The organism is Camelimonas sp. ID_303_24 (assembly GCF_053543495.1).
Genome location: NZ_JBLLJM010000010.1, coordinates 58,728 through 73,004 on the forward strand (window position 1 = coordinate 58,728; position 14,277 = coordinate 73,004).

A 14,277-nucleotide genomic window follows, 5' to 3' on the forward strand; every position below is an offset into this window, starting at 1 on the left:
CGCAAGCCGGCGCATCGACAGGCGCACCGCGCTAATGTAAGCAAGAACCGCGCCAACTTCCCGGCGCCGGACCGGCGATCCTGCCGGCCAGTCCGGGCAGCGTCCACGCGGTAGACCGGATGTCGATCTCGCACAGGCTCGAAATGCGCCAGGCCCAGAGCCTGGTGATGACGCCGCAGCTCCTGCAGGCGATCAGGCTGCTGCAAATGTCCAGCCTCGAGCTCTCGGCCTGGATCAGCGACGAACTGGAGCGCAACCCCTTTCTCGAAGCGGAAAATCCCGACAGCCCGACGCGCCAGGCGGAGGACAGCCGCCGCGCCGGCATCGACAACGCTCCGGCGGCAGCCACCGACGCGGCCGGCGAACAGGCCGGCGAGCGCCCCTGGGATTCCGCCGAACTGGAAACCAGCAGCGCCGCCCTCGAAAGCAGCCTCGACGCTGACTTTGGCAATACATTCGATCCTGACGGGCCTTCGTTGCCTTCACCGGGCGCCGGCGGCCTCTCCGTCAGCCATGACGGGGCTGACGACATGGACCCGCTGGCCAGGCTCGCCGCCGCCCCGGACCTGCGCGCGCACCTGCGCGACCAGCTTGGCGCGACGCGCGCCAGTGTGGGGTTGCGCCTGGTCGCCGGCGTGCTGATCGACGCCATCACCGACGCCGGCTATCTCGACCCCGACATGGCGGCGGATCTCGACGGCCTCGCCAGCCGCCTCGGCGTCGCCCGGTCACAGGTCGACGCGGCGCTGGCGCTGGTCCAGGGCTTTGACCCGCCCGGCGTCGGGGCCCGCGACCTCGCCGAATGCCTGGCGATCCAGTTGCGCGAGAAGGACCGCTTCGACCCCGCCATGGCCGCGCTGGTGGCGCGGCTCGATCTGGCGGCGAAGCGCGATTTCGCCGCCCTGCGCCGCCTCTGCGGCGTCGATGACGCGGATCTGGCCGACATGCTGCAGGAACTGCGGGCGCTGGAGCCCCGACCCGGCCGGCCATTCGAAACCTCGCCAATGACGCCCCTCGTCGCCGACGCGCTGGTGCGACGCGGCGCCAAAGGCGGCTGGATCGTCGAGCTGAACAGCGACGCCCTGCCGCGCGTGCTGGTCAACCGCGCCTATTACGCCCGCGTGGCGCGCGCCGCCCGGGGCGAGGCGGAAAAGGCCTTCGTCAGCGACGCCTGGCAGAACGCCAGCTGGCTGAACCGCAGCCTCGACCAGCGCGCCCGCACCATCCTTGCCGTCGCCACCGAGATCGTCCGCCAGCAGGAAGGCTTCTTCGCCCAGGGCGTCGCCCATTTGCGGCCCATGACGCTGAAATCCGTCGCCGACGCCATCGGCATGCATGAATCGACGGTGTCGCGCGTCACCGCCAACAAATCGCTGGGCTGCGAGCGCGGCGTCTTCGAAATGAAGTACTTTTTCTCGGCCGCCATCGCCGCGGCCGGCGCCGGGGAGGCGCACGCCGCCGAAGCCGTGCGCCACCGCCTGAAGCAGCTGATCGACGCCGAGAAAGCCGACGCTATCCTTTCGGATGACGCGCTTGTCCGCATGCTGCGCGCCGATGGCGTCGACATTGCCCGGCGCACCGTCGCCAAATACCGCGAATCCCTGCGCATTCCCTCGTCTGTCGAGCGGCGGCGGCGCAAGGGCGCGGCCGGCTGAGGCCGCGGGAAAATCCGCCGCCCGACGCTCCGCCCCCATTTGTATCCGTTGACTTGGCCCGGTCGCGTTCCTACGATTCAGATACCGGAGAGACCATCGCAGCTCGCCGCTTCGGCGGCGCAGGGCGGCCGTGTCGCCCTGCCGCACGGGAGGTTGATATGACGCTACGCGTATCTGGCAAGAACATGGACATCGGCAGCGCGCTTCGCGGGCAGATTGAGGTCCGCGTCAACGCAGCGGTGGAGAAATATTTTGGCGGCAATGCCTCCGGACACGTAACCCTGACCCGCGATGGCGGCGGTTACCGCACGGATTGTGGCCTGCATCTGGATTCAGGCATCACGCTGGAAGCCTCTGGCAACGCCCACGATCCTGTGGTCAGTTTCGATCAGGCGGCCGACCGGATGGAGAAGCGCCTGCGGCGCTATAACGCCCGCCTGAAATCACGCCAGGCCGCCAACGACGCCTGGGCCAGTCCGGTATTGAATGGCGGGGCCGGGGCCGATGACGGCGACTTTGTGTCGGCGACCGTGTTCGCCGAGCCGGGCGATGAGGCCGACCACGAAGATTTTCACCCCGTGGTGGTCGCGGAAATGACCAAGACGCTGCCGTTGCTGCCGGTCAGCTCGGCGGTCTCCCAGCTCGACATTACGGGCGCCCCCATTCTTCTGTTCCGCCACGCTGGCACTTCCAGACTGAACATCGTATATCGGCGCAATGACGGGACGATCGGCTGGATCGATCCTCCCGCGTCTGAAAGGGCGTGAATGCCGGCGCGGCGCGGACCATCAGGTCAGCGCCGCGACTGATTCATTGCCCGGGAAGCAGGGTGGGCGGAAGGGTCCGTCGCCCGGCGCTTCGTTTTTTGATGGATGTCGCCGGACGGCTGCCCCGCAGCCCGCCCGTCGCCGCATGCGAGACAACATGCCCCTGACAGATCTTCTGACACCCGAGGCTGTGATCCCGGCCCTCAAGTGCAACAGCAAGAAGCAGGCGCTTCAGGAACTGGCGGCCCACGCAGCCACCCTGATTCCCGATCTGACCGAACGGGAAATCTATGACACGCTCGTGCAGCGTGAACGCCTTGGCTCCACGGGGATTGGCGATGGCATCGCCATTCCCCATGGCAAACCCGAAAAACTGAACCGCGTGGTCGGCCTGTTCGCCCGCGCCGAGCGTCCTTTTGACTTCGACGCGCTCGACGGCCAGCCGGTCGACCTGATGTTTTTGCTGCTTGCCCCTGAGAACGCCGGCGCCGATCACCTGAAAGCGCTCGCCCGGGTGGCGCGCGTGCTGCGCGAGCCAGCCATGCTGGAGCGCATCCGCGCCACGCGCGATCCGGACGCACTGTACGCGCTGCTGACCGAGGCCAACGCCCAGCCCGCAAAGGCCGCGGAGCCGGCAAAGGCCGCGCTGGCCTGACCAGGGCCGCTGGCCAGCCCGGCCGGTTCGCGTGTCCGCTCCCGCGTGCCCGCGTCAGCAGTCTGGAAATATACTAATTCGCTTTATCAAACGCCGCGCAGCGCTTATGCATGCAGCAGAGGCCCAGGAGCCGGCTCCGCCCGGATGGATTTGGCGTCGCCCTGTCCACCCGGTTGGCAAAACCGTCTCTCGCAAGATCCCCTGCAAGTTCGTTTGCATGATCCTTGCCTGAGTTGCACCGCGCTCGGGGCCGCCTGTTGGCAACCAGGCGTCATGTCCGGCGGCGAAACGGTTTCGCGCCATGGACGGGCGCGTAAACAAAGGGATGGGCGTTGTCGCCGTCCGGCCTCCGGACGCAGGCGCCCTGGCGTTGATTCATGTCTGATGCGTCCGGCCTCGCCGCCACCTCACCCCTGTTTCCCCTCGGCCCCGATAGCACGCCTTACCGCAAGGTCACGGACGCTGGCGTCAGCGTCGAGAAAATCGGCGAGCGTGAATTCCTGAACGTCGCGCCGGAGGCGATCACCGCTCTGGCCGAAGCCGCTTTCATGGACATCAATCACCTGCTGCGTCCGGGCCACCTGCAGCAGCTGGCGAAAATCCTGCAGGATCCGGAAGCCACGGGCAACGACCGTTTTGTCGCTTACGACCTGCTGAAGAACGCCAACATCGCCGCCGGCGGCGTGCTGCCCATGTGCCAGGACACCGGCACCGCCATCGTCATGGGCAAGAAGGGCCGCATGGTCTGGACTGACGGCCAGGACGAGGAAGCCATCGGCCAGGGCATCAAGGGCGCCTATCTGAAGCGCAACCTGCGCTACTCCCAGCTGGCGCCGCTGTCGATGTTCGAGGAGAAGAACACCGGCTCCAATCTGCCGGCGCAGATCGACATCTACGCGGAAGGCGAGGACGCCTACAAATTCCTGTTCGTCGCCAAGGGCGGCGGCTCGGCCAACAAGACCTTCCTGTTCCAGGGCACCCCGGCGCTGCTCACCCATGACCGCATGATCGCTTTCCTCAAGGAAAAGATCCTGACGCTCGGCACCGCCGCCTGCCCGCCCTATCACCTTGCCATCGTCATCGGCGGCATGAGCGCCGAGCAGAACCTGAAGACGGTGAAGCTCGCCTCCACCCGCTACCTCGACGAGCTTCCCACCTCCGGCTCGGCGGATGGCCACGCCTTCCGCGATGTCGCCATGGAAGAGGAAATTCACAAGCTCACCCAGAGCCTTGGCGTCGGCGCCCAGTTCGGCGGCAAATATTTCTGCCACGACGTGCGCGTCATCCGCCTGCCGCGCCACGGCGCCTCGCTGCCAATCGGCCTCGGCGTTTCCTGCTCGGCCGATCGCCAGGCCAAGGGCAAGATCACCCGCGACGGCGTGTTCCTTGAGCAGCTTGAAACCAACCCCGCCCGCTTCATGCCGGAAGTGGACGAGGCGACGCTGGGCGGCGACGTCGTGAAAATCGACCTCAACCAGCCGATGAGCGAGATCCTCGCCACCCTGAGCAAATATCCGATCCGCACGCGCCTCTCGCTCAGCGGCCCGATGATCGTCGCCCGCGACCTGGCCCACGCCAAGATTCGCGAACGTCTGGAGCGCGGCGATCCGATGCCGGAGTATCTGCGCAACCATCCGGTGTATTACGCCGGCCCGGCCAAGACCCCCGCCGGTTACGCCTCCGGCTCGTTCGGCCCCACCACCGCCGGCCGCATGGACGCCTACGTCGACCAGTTCCAGGCCGCTGGCGGCTCCATGGTGATGCTGGCCAAGGGCAATCGCTCCACCCAGGTGCGCGAGGCCTGCCAGAAGCATGGCGGCTTCTACCTGGGCTCCATCGGCGGCCCCGCCGCCCGCCTTGCCCAGGACTGCATTCGCAAGGTCGAGGTGGTGGAATATCCCGAGCTGGGGATGGAGGCGATCTGGCGTATCGAAGTGGAAGACTTCCCGGCCTTCATCGTTGTCGACGACAAGGGCAACGACTTCTTCCGCGAACTGAACCTGAGCTGAGGCATGACGCGCGCATTTTCCGCCCTGACTATCGCCGCCCTGGCCGCCGCCGCTTCGGTGTGCCTGTCTCACGCTGCGTCCGCGGCGCCCGTGAGCCAGACCTGCCAGCGCGACGCCCTGGTCATGTTGTCGGAAGTGCGCGAGGCCCGCGCTGAACTCGCTGAGGCAGCCACCGCTTCCGACAGGGAGCGCTGCGCCGCCTGGCGAAATCAGGCCGCGACGTTGCGCAAGGCCAGCGCTTTCTACAAGCGCTGCCAGAGCGGTGCAGAGCGCGACCGTAACGTCGCCAACGCCAACGCCGGCGTCGCCCAGTACGACGGCGCCGTCCGCACCCAGTGCGGCGGCAAATAACCCGTCGCAGCGCGGCGACGGCGACGGCGACGGCCCTGGCAGGCTGCGCCCGCAAACACGCCAGGCCGACAAGAGCGCCAGGCGGCAAGAGCGCCAGGCGGCAAGACCAGCGGCAGTCAGGTTTGACCACCACGGATATCTCCCGGACATTCTCGCGCCGATATGTCCTCTGCCGATATCTTTCGCGCCCGGATTGGCGAGCCCGGATTTGGCGGGCCCGGCTTTCGCCGAGCGATGCCCGCGAAAGCCGGCTCCCACTTTCCGGCGACTTGCTTTACAAGCCCATAAGCAGTTTCAGCGAAGCGGACGCCGCTTCGCGATGCGCAGCGCCCGCACCGCCGGCGCCGCGCATTTTCGGCGTGCATATTCGGCGTGCATATTCGGTGAGGAGCGGAAGCCGCTTTTCGCGAAAAAATGCGTAACGCCAAAGAGATAAAACATTTTCCGATTCATTTTGACCGGAAAGTGCCCTGGTCCGTCGCCTGAAAGCAGGAAATCCCGTGAGCGCTCATTCAACGCCGGTTCCCTCCGCCTCCCGTCCGTCCGGTCCGCTGCAAGGGGTCGTGCGCGTGCCCGGCGACAAGTCCATGTCGCACCGGGCGCTGATTTTTGGCCTGTTGAGCGTGGGGGAAACCCGCGTCACCGGGCTGCTGGAAGGCGATGACGTGCTGGCGACCGCCGCCGCAGCCCGCGCCCTCGGCGCGGAAGTCGCCCGCACCGGCGAAGGCGCATGGACGGTGCGCGGCGTTGGCGTCGGCGGCCTGGTTTCCCCGGCCGAGACGCTGGATTTCGGCAATGCCGGCACCGGCTCGCGCCTGATGATGGGCGTGGTCGCCGGCCACCCGATCACCGCCACCTTCGACGGCGACGCCTCCCTGCGCAAGCGCCCCATGCGCCGGATCATCGATCCGCTGCTGAAAATGGGCGCCCGCATCGTCTCCGAAGCGGAGGGCGGACGCTGCCCGCTGACCCTGGAAGGCGCCCGCGAAACGGCGCCGGTGGTTTATGAAACGCCGGTGGCCTCGGCCCAGATCAAATCGGCGGTGCTGCTCGCCGGCCTCAATGCGCCAGGCAAGACCACGGTGATCGAACGCGAAGCCTCGCGAGATCACACCGAGCGCATGCTGCGCCACTTCGGCGCCACCGTGGAGGTGGAGCCCTGGGGCGAGCACGGCCGCAAGATCACCCTGACCGGCCAGCCAGAGCTCACCGGCTCAGACATCGCCATTCCCGCTGACCCCTCCTCCGCCGCCTTCCCGCTGGTGGCGGCGCTGATCGTTCCGGGTTCGGACATCACGCTGGAGGGCGTGATGATGAATCCGCTGCGCACCGGCCTGTTCACCACCCTGCGCGAGATGGGCGCCGACATCGAAGTCCTGAGCCAGACCAGCGAGGGCGGCGAAGACGTCGCCACCCTGCGGGTGCGGGCTGGAGCCCTCAAGGGCGTCGACGTGCCGGCCGAACGGGCGCCGTCGATGATCGACGAATATCCGGTGCTCGCCGTGGCGGCGGCCTTCGCTGAAGGCGAAACCCGCATGCGCGGCCTCTCAGAACTGCGCGTCAAGGAATCCGACCGTCTCGCCGCCATCGCCGATGGCCTGAGCGCGGCGGGCGTCGTCAACCGCATCGAGGGCGACGACCTGATCGTCACCGGCGGCGCCGGCCAGGCGCGCGGCGGCGGCGTCGCCGCCACCCACCTCGACCATCGCATCGCCATGTCGTTCCTCGTGCTGGGCCTTGCCGCCCGCGAGGGCATGGAGATCGACGACGCGGCCATGATCGCCACCAGCTTCCCGGCGTTCACGCCGCTGATGCGGTCGCTCGGCGCCGACATCGCCATGGACGGGGGCTGAAATGGGCGCGCCCAGCAGCCGCATCATCGTACCCGAAATGGCCCCAATTATCGCCATTGACGGGCCCGCCGCCTCCGGCAAGGGCACGCTGGCGCGCCGCCTCGCCGCCCACTACGGCCTGCCGTGGATGGACACCGGCCTGCTGTACCGGGCCGTCGCCATGGGCGTGCTGGCCCGGGGCGCGGCGCTCGATGACGAACCGGCGGCGGTGGCCGTCGCCCAGGCGCTGCCGGCGGATTTCGCCGACGATCCGGCGCTGCGCACCGGCGATGCCGGCGCCGCCGCCTCGCGCGTCGCCGCCTTGCCCGGCGTGCGCGCCGCCTTGCTTGACGCGCAGCGCGCCTTCGCCGCCACCCCTGGCGGCGCGGTGCTGGACGGGCGCGATATCGGCACGGTGATCTGCCCGGAAGCTCCCGCCAAGCTGTTCGTCACCGCCTCGGCCGAAGCGCGGGCGGACCGGCGCTATCGCGAACTGGCGGCGCGCGATCCCGCCACATCCTACGACCGGATCCTGGCCGATATCCGCAAACGCGACGCCGACGACGCCGCCCGCACCGTGGCGCCGCTGGTTCCGGCCGAAGACGCGATCCTGCTCGACACCACGCGCCTTGGCGTGGAGGAAGCCTTCGCTGCCGCCCGCGCCATTGTGGAACAGCGGCTGGGCCGGGCGGAATAGAACATCAAGCTTGCGTCTGCCTGACGCGCTACGGGAGCAGCCTGTTTCATCGGCTGCGCCTTCTCGCTTTGGCTTGGAGCATTTTCGCTCAAAACACCGCGAGCCGCCTGCCGCGCGAACGCCCAGGACACGATCCCTCGCCTGGAAAAGCGCCCGGTGGCGAACGCCGCGCGCCAGATGCAGGGCCGGGTCCGGGAAAGCCGGTCTTGTGCGCCGCGCCCGGGCCGCCTGGGCGCCTCGGGGCAGCGGGTTGCCTCCGGCGCCGCGCTGTTTCATCCTGCCGTAACGTCATTCCGCCAAAACATTTCCAGCTGCCGGCCGACAAAGCGTTTCGCCTGCCTCGCATGACGGTTAAATATGGGCTCGTGAACGATTCGCCCGGCCCCCTCATCTGACCAGACCGGAGTCTGCGCCTATGCCAGCGCTATTGCGCTCGTACCTTTTCTGGATTGCCGTGGCCGTTATCCTCGTTCTGGCTTACATGGCGACGCCGTTCATGGCGGCGGCCCATCTTGCCGAGGCTGTGCGCAACCGCGATGCGCCCGCAATCCTGGCGCGGGTCGACAAGGGCGCGCTTGGCCGCTCCCTGACGCGTCAGGTGCTCCGCGCCTATCTGGCCATCCATGGCAAGGAACAGGCGGCGAGCCCGTTCGCCCAGCAGATCGCCACCGGCCTTGCCGCCAATGCGCTGTACCCGGTGCTGCACCAGATGACGACGCCCGACGCCCTGTCCGAATTGCTGGAGCGCGGCTGGCCTGAGGAAGGCGGCAAGCCGAAACCTGTGGCCCGCCTCGGCATCGACGGCGTCAGCGGCGCACTGGCCAAGATCAACGACGCCTCATTCACCGGCCTCACCCATTTCCGCATGAATGTGGACGTCGACGGCGACCCGAAGCGCCGTCTGGGCTGGCGCTTCCGCATCAGCGGTTTTCGCTGGAAGCTTTACGCCATCGACCTGTCGCCGGAGATTCTGCGCGACATCGTCGCCCGGCTTCCCGTCGCCGAGCGTATGAAGATTGAAGACAAGGGCGGGGAGCGGCGCGTCTTCTGACGCGCGCCTCCAGGGTTCATGCGCCCGGCGGACGGCCGGCGCGCCGGGTCGGCGGCGCGTTGGCGGGATCTTCCGGCCAGAAATGTTTGGGATAGCGCCCGCGCATGTCGGCGCGCACGTCAGCCCATGAGCCGCGCCAGAAGCCCGGCAGGTCGCGGGTGATCTGGATCGGCCGCTGCGCCGGCGACAGCAGGTGCAACGCCAGCGGCGCGCCGCCGCCAGCCAGGGCCGGATGCGTTCCCAGCCCGAACAGTTCCTGCACCTTCACCGCCAGCGCCGGGCCGTTTTCGTCGCTATAGTCGATCGGAACGCTGGTCCCCGCAGGCGTCTCGAAATGCGTTGGCGCGCCACTGTCCAGTTCGCGCTGCAAATCCCACGGCAGCAGCGCCCGCAGGGCGTTGCTCACGTCGTCAGCGCCGAGTTGCCCGAGGCTGGTGCGCCCGGCAAGGAACGGCTCCAGCCAGGCGCCGTCCAGCAGGGCGGCGTCCGACAGGTCCGGCCAGCGCGCATCCCGCCCGCCGGCGGCGCGGCGCATGAACAGCACGCGGTCGCGCCATTGCCGCAGCGCCTTCGACCAGGGCAAAACGTCGAGGCCGACTTCCGCCAGCCCACGGGCCAGCACGCCGGCGCAATCATCCTCCGGCCCTGGCGCGGCGGTGGCCTCCGCCAGCACCAGGGCGCCAAGCCGGCGTTGCGTCCGCACCCGCACCGAAGCCGTTTCACGGTCGAACGTCACCAGCCGCCGCTCCCCGATGCGGCCGCCGCCCAGTTGCAGCACCTCTTCCGGCTCCAGCGCCGCCGCCAGCATGACGCGGGCGGAGGCCGCCGCGCCCATGGCGTCAGCCACGCACAGCCAGCCGGCGCGGGTCAGGGCGCCGCCGCCCTCCAGCCGCACGCCGCGTCCGTTGACCATATGGAAGAGTCCATCACGGCCGCGCGCCCTGGCGATGCGGTCTGGCCAGGCCAGCGCCAGCAACGCGCCGACGGAAGGCTCCGCCCCGTCCGGCATGCTGAGCAGCGCCTTCAGGGCGGCGTGGGCCGCCGGATCGCGCAGCGCCCGCCCGGCCTGCTTCACCCAGCCATCGGCCATGCGGCGCAAGGCCGATGCCCGGGGGGCGCGATCACGGCTGAAGCGCTCCAGCCGCTCGGCCAGATCAATGCTGTCGCCACCGGCGCCGCGTTCGCCGATCAGCGCGGCCAGGACGGCGGCTGCTTGGCCATGGCCCGTTGCCGTCGCCGCCAGCACCATGCGGGCCAGCCGCGGCGACAGAGGCAGTTCCGCCAGCGCCCGGCCCAGCGGCGTGGCGCGGCCATCAACGTCGAGGGCTCCCATGTCCTTGAGGAACGCGGCCGCCTCGTTCAGCGCCGGGCGCGGCGGCGGGTCCGAAAACGCCAGGGTCGCCGGATCAGCCACCCCCCACATGGCGCAGTCGAGCAGCAGCGGCGCCAGATCGGCATTGAGGATTTCCGGCCTGGCGAACGGCTCCAGCGCCGCATCGGCCGCTTCCGCCCACAGGCGATAGCACGCGCCTGGCGCCGTGCGGCCGGCGCGGCCGCGGCGCTGGTCGGCCTCGGCCCGGGAGGCGCGCACGGTTTCCAGCCGGGTCATGCCCACCGCAGGCTCGTAACGCGGAACCCGCGACAGGCCGCTGTCGATAACAACGCGCACGCCGTCGATGGTGATCGAGGTTTCAGCGACGGAGGTGGCCAGCACCACCTTGCGACGTCCCTGCGGCGCCGGGGCCACCGCCCGGTCCTGCGCCGCAGGCGGCAGCGCGCCATAGAGCGGCGTGACATCCACCAGATCGCCGCCGGCAAACCCGGCCAGCCGCTCCGCCAGCACGCGCTGGGCGCGCATGATCTCGCCCTGCCCGGGCAGAAACACCAGGATCGAGCCAGCATGCGCGCGCAGCGCCCGCATCACCGCATCAGCAATGTCCTGCTCCAGCGGCGCGTCGCCGCGCCGGCCCAGCCAGTGCGTTTCAACCGGATAGCTGCGACCCGGACTTTCCAGAACCGGCGCCGGCGCGCCGGCGCCGCCGAGCAGGCGCGCGACCTTGCCGCCATCGAGCGTCGCCGACATCACCACGAGACGCAGATCATCGCGCAGGGCGCCCTGCACGTCGAGCGCCAGGGCCAGGCCGAAATCGGCGTCGAGCGAGCGTTCGTGAAACTCGTCGAACAGCACGCAGCCGACGCCAGCCAGTTCCGGATCGTCGAGCACCATGCGCGCGAACACGCCTTCGGTCACCACCTCAATGCGGGTGCGCGGCCCGACGCGCGATTCCATCCGCACCCGCAAACCAACCGTCTCGCCCACCTGCTCGCCCAGGGTGGCGGCCATGCGCGCCGCGGCGGCGCGGGCCGCGAGGCGGCGCGGCTCCAGCACGATGAGCTTGCGGCCCCCCAGCCACGGCGCATCGCGCAGCGCCAGCGGCAACCGCGTGGTTTTGCCGGCGCCGGGCGGCGCGATCACCACGGCGGACGGGCCGGCGGCCAGCGCGGCCCGCAACGGCGCGACGATCTCTTCAACGGGCAGGACGTCGGGGGGCGGGACCTCGGGCGCAAGGGACAAGTTCAGCATCCTGAATGGGTTAATGGCCACGCGAACAACGGCTTCTCAAATATCCATTTAAATGGCGTCGTTTTTGGAACAATCGGGTCAAGCAGTCGTTCTACATCCAGAGAATGGCGTCGACGCCCTCCTCACAGGTCAGGCAAGCTGATCTGACGATCAGCTGACTGGCGGCGCCTTGGCGCGCGCGGCTCCGCCAGACGCAACAACTCAAAACATCCTTACAAGCAAATTTCATGCTGCGGTTCGCCAGTGCGGGCAAGGCCCGCGCGTGGCTCCAGCCGGGGAAAACACGATGACAGAAAACACCGGAAAATCCCGCCGGGGTTTCGCCTCCATGGATCGCGAACGGCAACGGGAAATCGCCAGCAAGGGCGGGCGCAGCGTGCCCGAGGAGAAGCGCAGCTTCTCACGGGATCGCGGCCTCGCCGCCGCCGCCGGGCGCAAGGGCGGACAGAACGTCAGCCCCGAAGACCGCAGCTTCTCCCAGAACCGGGAGCTGGCGTCCCATGCCGGACGCAAGGGCGGGCAATCCTCACAACCCTTGCGCAACGCCAGCAGGAGCGCCGCGCCAGATGACACTGTGAAGAGCCCTGTCATCCCTGGACAGCCGAGCATGTCGCCAGGGGCATAATACCTGAAACGTCCGAGCAGAAATGCCCCATGTCCGCCGGACATGGGTCTTTTCATGTCTCCCGGCCATTCTCACCATTCCGCAGCCATCGCACAACCGGCCGGGGCGGGACCGCCCTGACCGGATGTGATGGCGTCCAGGCTTTACCGCGCGGCTGATTTTGGCCGCGCCGCCGCGCCGCCGCGCATGCTCGCCGGCTCCGCCTGCCCCGGTCGCGGCGCAACGCCGATGATCGGGCCAACCGGGTACAGCCAGTCGCGGCGTCCCACATCCGGCGCGTAGATGCTGGAAATCGAGCCATCGAGGTACAGGGCGTCGGGCGTCTTCAGGGCATCGCGGAACAGGCGGGCAAACGAGCCAAAGCTCACTGGCTGGTCCGAGATGGCGAACACCACCGTCTTGCCGCCCCGCACGCCGACGCCATTGCGGATCTTCAGCGATTGCCCCTCATCGGCGAAACGCGGATGCAGCTTGCCGTCGATCACCAGCATCGGCCCTGACTGGGTGGCGTAGAGCGCCTGCGGCTTCTGGCGAAGATAGCGCTCGGTGGTCAGCACGCCGGCGCCGGTCCTGGTCACGTAAAACACGCCATTCGGCTTCATGTGGAAATTGCCGGAGCCGCGCCTGGTATTGGCGGCGCGCACCTGCTTGCCGCCCTCAACGAACAGGCCGACCGGCCCGCGATCATCGCCATACATGCCGCCATTGATCGCCATCACCAGCTCCTTGCCGGCGGGGCTGTCGACGAGGCGGCTCAGGCGACCATAAGGCTGTCCATCCGCGCCGCGCAGATACATCCGGACCTGATGGTCGCGCAGGGGAACCTCGCAGACCACATGACCAACGCCCTCAAAAACCAGCTTGCGGCACAAGCCCTCGGCCTGGGCGACGCCCGTGGCGGCAAGCCCCCCCGCGGCCGCAACGGCCACCGCCAGGCCTGCGCGAACAAAACTGCCGGATGCAACGCCGCCTGGCGCGCCGCCGTTGGGAAGCCGGCGCCGGAACGCCGCGCGCATCCGGCGAAAAACACTGATCTCACAAAGCATGGAACATCCGTCGCCGGGAAGGTGGGGCACAAGGCGGGAAAACGGGGCAAGAACCGTCGCATCCGCGCCGGCCCCGCTCCCGGCCGCTTGTGTCGCAACTTGTCGGCAGCATGATGGCGCGATGGGCGTCAGGTTTTCATCTGGTCCAGCATGCGGCACAAATCGGCGCGAATGGTGCGGCGCGCCAGCGCCTGCATCGGCCGGGTTGCGGCGGGATCGGCGAAACGCGCCGCCATGGATCGCCCTGGCGTCACCGTCACGCCGTCTTCGCCGCCGCGCGGCTCCACCCGCGAGGCCGGATCCTGAAGAGCGCGGGCGATGTGCTCCGCGCCGCCAAGACAGATGAAATCGTCATCCCGGCGCAAGGGGGCCGTCGTCTGCTCCAGCGCCAGCGCTTCGTCGACAATCCGGTCGCGACGGCCTTCCGGCAGCGCCGCCGCCCAGGAGAAAGCTTCCGCCGCCAGCTCGAACAATTGCTCGCTGCGCGCTGACGGAGCCGAGGCGTCAGCGCAACGCGGCCCGTCAATGGTCAGGACAGCCATGGTGTAAATGGCGACGAGCGACGCCTGCTCGCGCAGTCGCGCCCGGTCGCGCGGCGCGCTCCGGGTGGCCGAGCGCATCAGCTCGCGACTGTAGACAAAACCAAGATAGGCGCTGCCGCCATCGCGCAGGCGCCGGTCCTGCCAGCCCCGCGCCAGCCGGCCCCGTCCCGCGTCGTGTTCACGCTCCAGGGCGTCGCCCAACGCCGCATATTGCTTGTGATCGAGCAGATCGTCGAACCGGTCAACGACCTTCTGGCTGGCGGGCGTTGCGCCGCGCGGAACCGTCTGCGCCGTCGCGCCGCCGCTGGCGCAGCCCAGCATCATGGCCATCGCCAGGGCCACCCGGACCGCCAGCCCTCCGCCGCGGTCACCAGCGAAACTCATCGCGCGCCAGCTCATTCACGGCTCTCCTGGGTTCATGACGCAGAGTCTGGCGCAAGGTCCGCCGGCGCCGGCATGCGCG

The 14,277-nt window shown here is 68.8% G+C and carries 12 protein-coding genes; 9 read left to right on the forward strand and 3 right to left on the reverse strand.

The genetic code is table 11. The features are described 5' to 3' along the window. Positions 1-119: 119 nt before the first annotated feature. From rpoN to ACERNI_RS11020, 8 genes are all read left to right on the forward strand, one after another. Positions 120-1,655 carry an RNA polymerase factor sigma-54 gene (gene rpoN / locus ACERNI_RS10985; protein WP_448833337.1) on the forward strand — a complete coding sequence of 512 codons (1,536 nt, stop codon included), beginning with the start codon at positions 120-122 and terminating at the stop codon, positions 1,653-1,655. Positions 1,656-1,813: 158 nt separating this feature from the next. After that, on the forward strand, positions 1,814-2,422 hold the full coding sequence (gene hpf, locus ACERNI_RS10990; protein ID WP_448833338.1) for a ribosome hibernation-promoting factor, HPF/YfiA family: 609 nt from the start codon (positions 1,814-1,816) through the stop codon (positions 2,420-2,422). Between the two features lie 157 nt (positions 2,423-2,579). Next, positions 2,580-3,077 carry a PTS IIA-like nitrogen regulatory protein PtsN gene (gene ptsN / locus ACERNI_RS10995; protein ID WP_448833339.1) on the forward strand — a complete coding sequence of 166 codons (498 nt, stop codon included), beginning with the start codon at positions 2,580-2,582 and terminating at the stop codon, positions 3,075-3,077. 377 nt (positions 3,078-3,454) lie between these two features. After that, entirely contained in the window at positions 3,455-5,086 is a 1,632-nt protein-coding gene (locus ACERNI_RS11000; RefSeq protein WP_448833340.1) for a fumarate hydratase, read from the forward strand. A gap of 3 nt (positions 5,087-5,089) precedes the next feature. Next, on the forward strand, positions 5,090-5,437 hold the full coding sequence (locus tag ACERNI_RS11005; protein ID WP_448833341.1) for a hypothetical protein: 348 nt from the start codon (positions 5,090-5,092) through the stop codon (positions 5,435-5,437). Positions 5,438-5,937: 500 nt separating this feature from the next. Next, positions 5,938-7,290 carry a 3-phosphoshikimate 1-carboxyvinyltransferase gene (gene aroA / locus ACERNI_RS11010; RefSeq protein ID WP_448833342.1) on the forward strand — a complete coding sequence of 451 codons (1,353 nt, stop codon included), beginning with the start codon at positions 5,938-5,940 and terminating at the stop codon, positions 7,288-7,290. A gap of 1 nt (position 7,291) precedes the next feature. After that, entirely contained in the window at positions 7,292-7,966 is a 675-nt protein-coding gene (gene cmk / locus ACERNI_RS11015; RefSeq protein ID WP_448833343.1) for a (d)CMP kinase, read from the forward strand. A 454-nt stretch (positions 7,967-8,420) separates the two neighbouring features. After that, a complete protein-coding gene (locus ACERNI_RS11020) occupies positions 8,421-9,017 on the forward strand; it encodes a DUF2939 domain-containing protein (RefSeq protein ID WP_448833344.1) in 597 nt (198 codons plus the stop codon). 16 nt (positions 9,018-9,033) lie between these two features. Here ACERNI_RS11020 and hrpB read toward each other — a convergent pair whose 3' ends face one another. After that, entirely contained in the window at positions 9,034-11,601 is a 2,568-nt protein-coding gene (hrpB, locus tag ACERNI_RS11025; protein WP_448833345.1) for an ATP-dependent helicase HrpB, read from the reverse strand. Positions 11,602-11,887: 286 nt separating this feature from the next. Between hrpB and ACERNI_RS11030 the strand changes: the two genes are divergently transcribed. Next, entirely contained in the window at positions 11,888-12,226 is a 339-nt protein-coding gene (locus tag ACERNI_RS11030; RefSeq protein ID WP_448833346.1) for a general stress protein, read from the forward strand. 143 nt (positions 12,227-12,369) lie between these two features. Here ACERNI_RS11030 and ACERNI_RS11035 read toward each other — a convergent pair whose 3' ends face one another. Both ACERNI_RS11035 and ACERNI_RS11040 read right to left on the reverse strand, forming a co-directional pair. Continuing rightward, positions 12,370-13,155, reverse strand: coding sequence for a phosphodiester glycosidase family protein (locus ACERNI_RS11035; RefSeq protein WP_448833347.1), 786 nt, complete (start codon positions 13,153-13,155; stop codon positions 12,370-12,372). A gap of 245 nt (positions 13,156-13,400) precedes the next feature. After that, a complete protein-coding gene (locus ACERNI_RS11040; RefSeq protein ID WP_448833348.1) occupies positions 13,401-14,213 on the reverse strand; it encodes a hypothetical protein in 813 nt (270 codons plus the stop codon). Positions 14,214-14,277 lie beyond the last annotated feature (64 nt).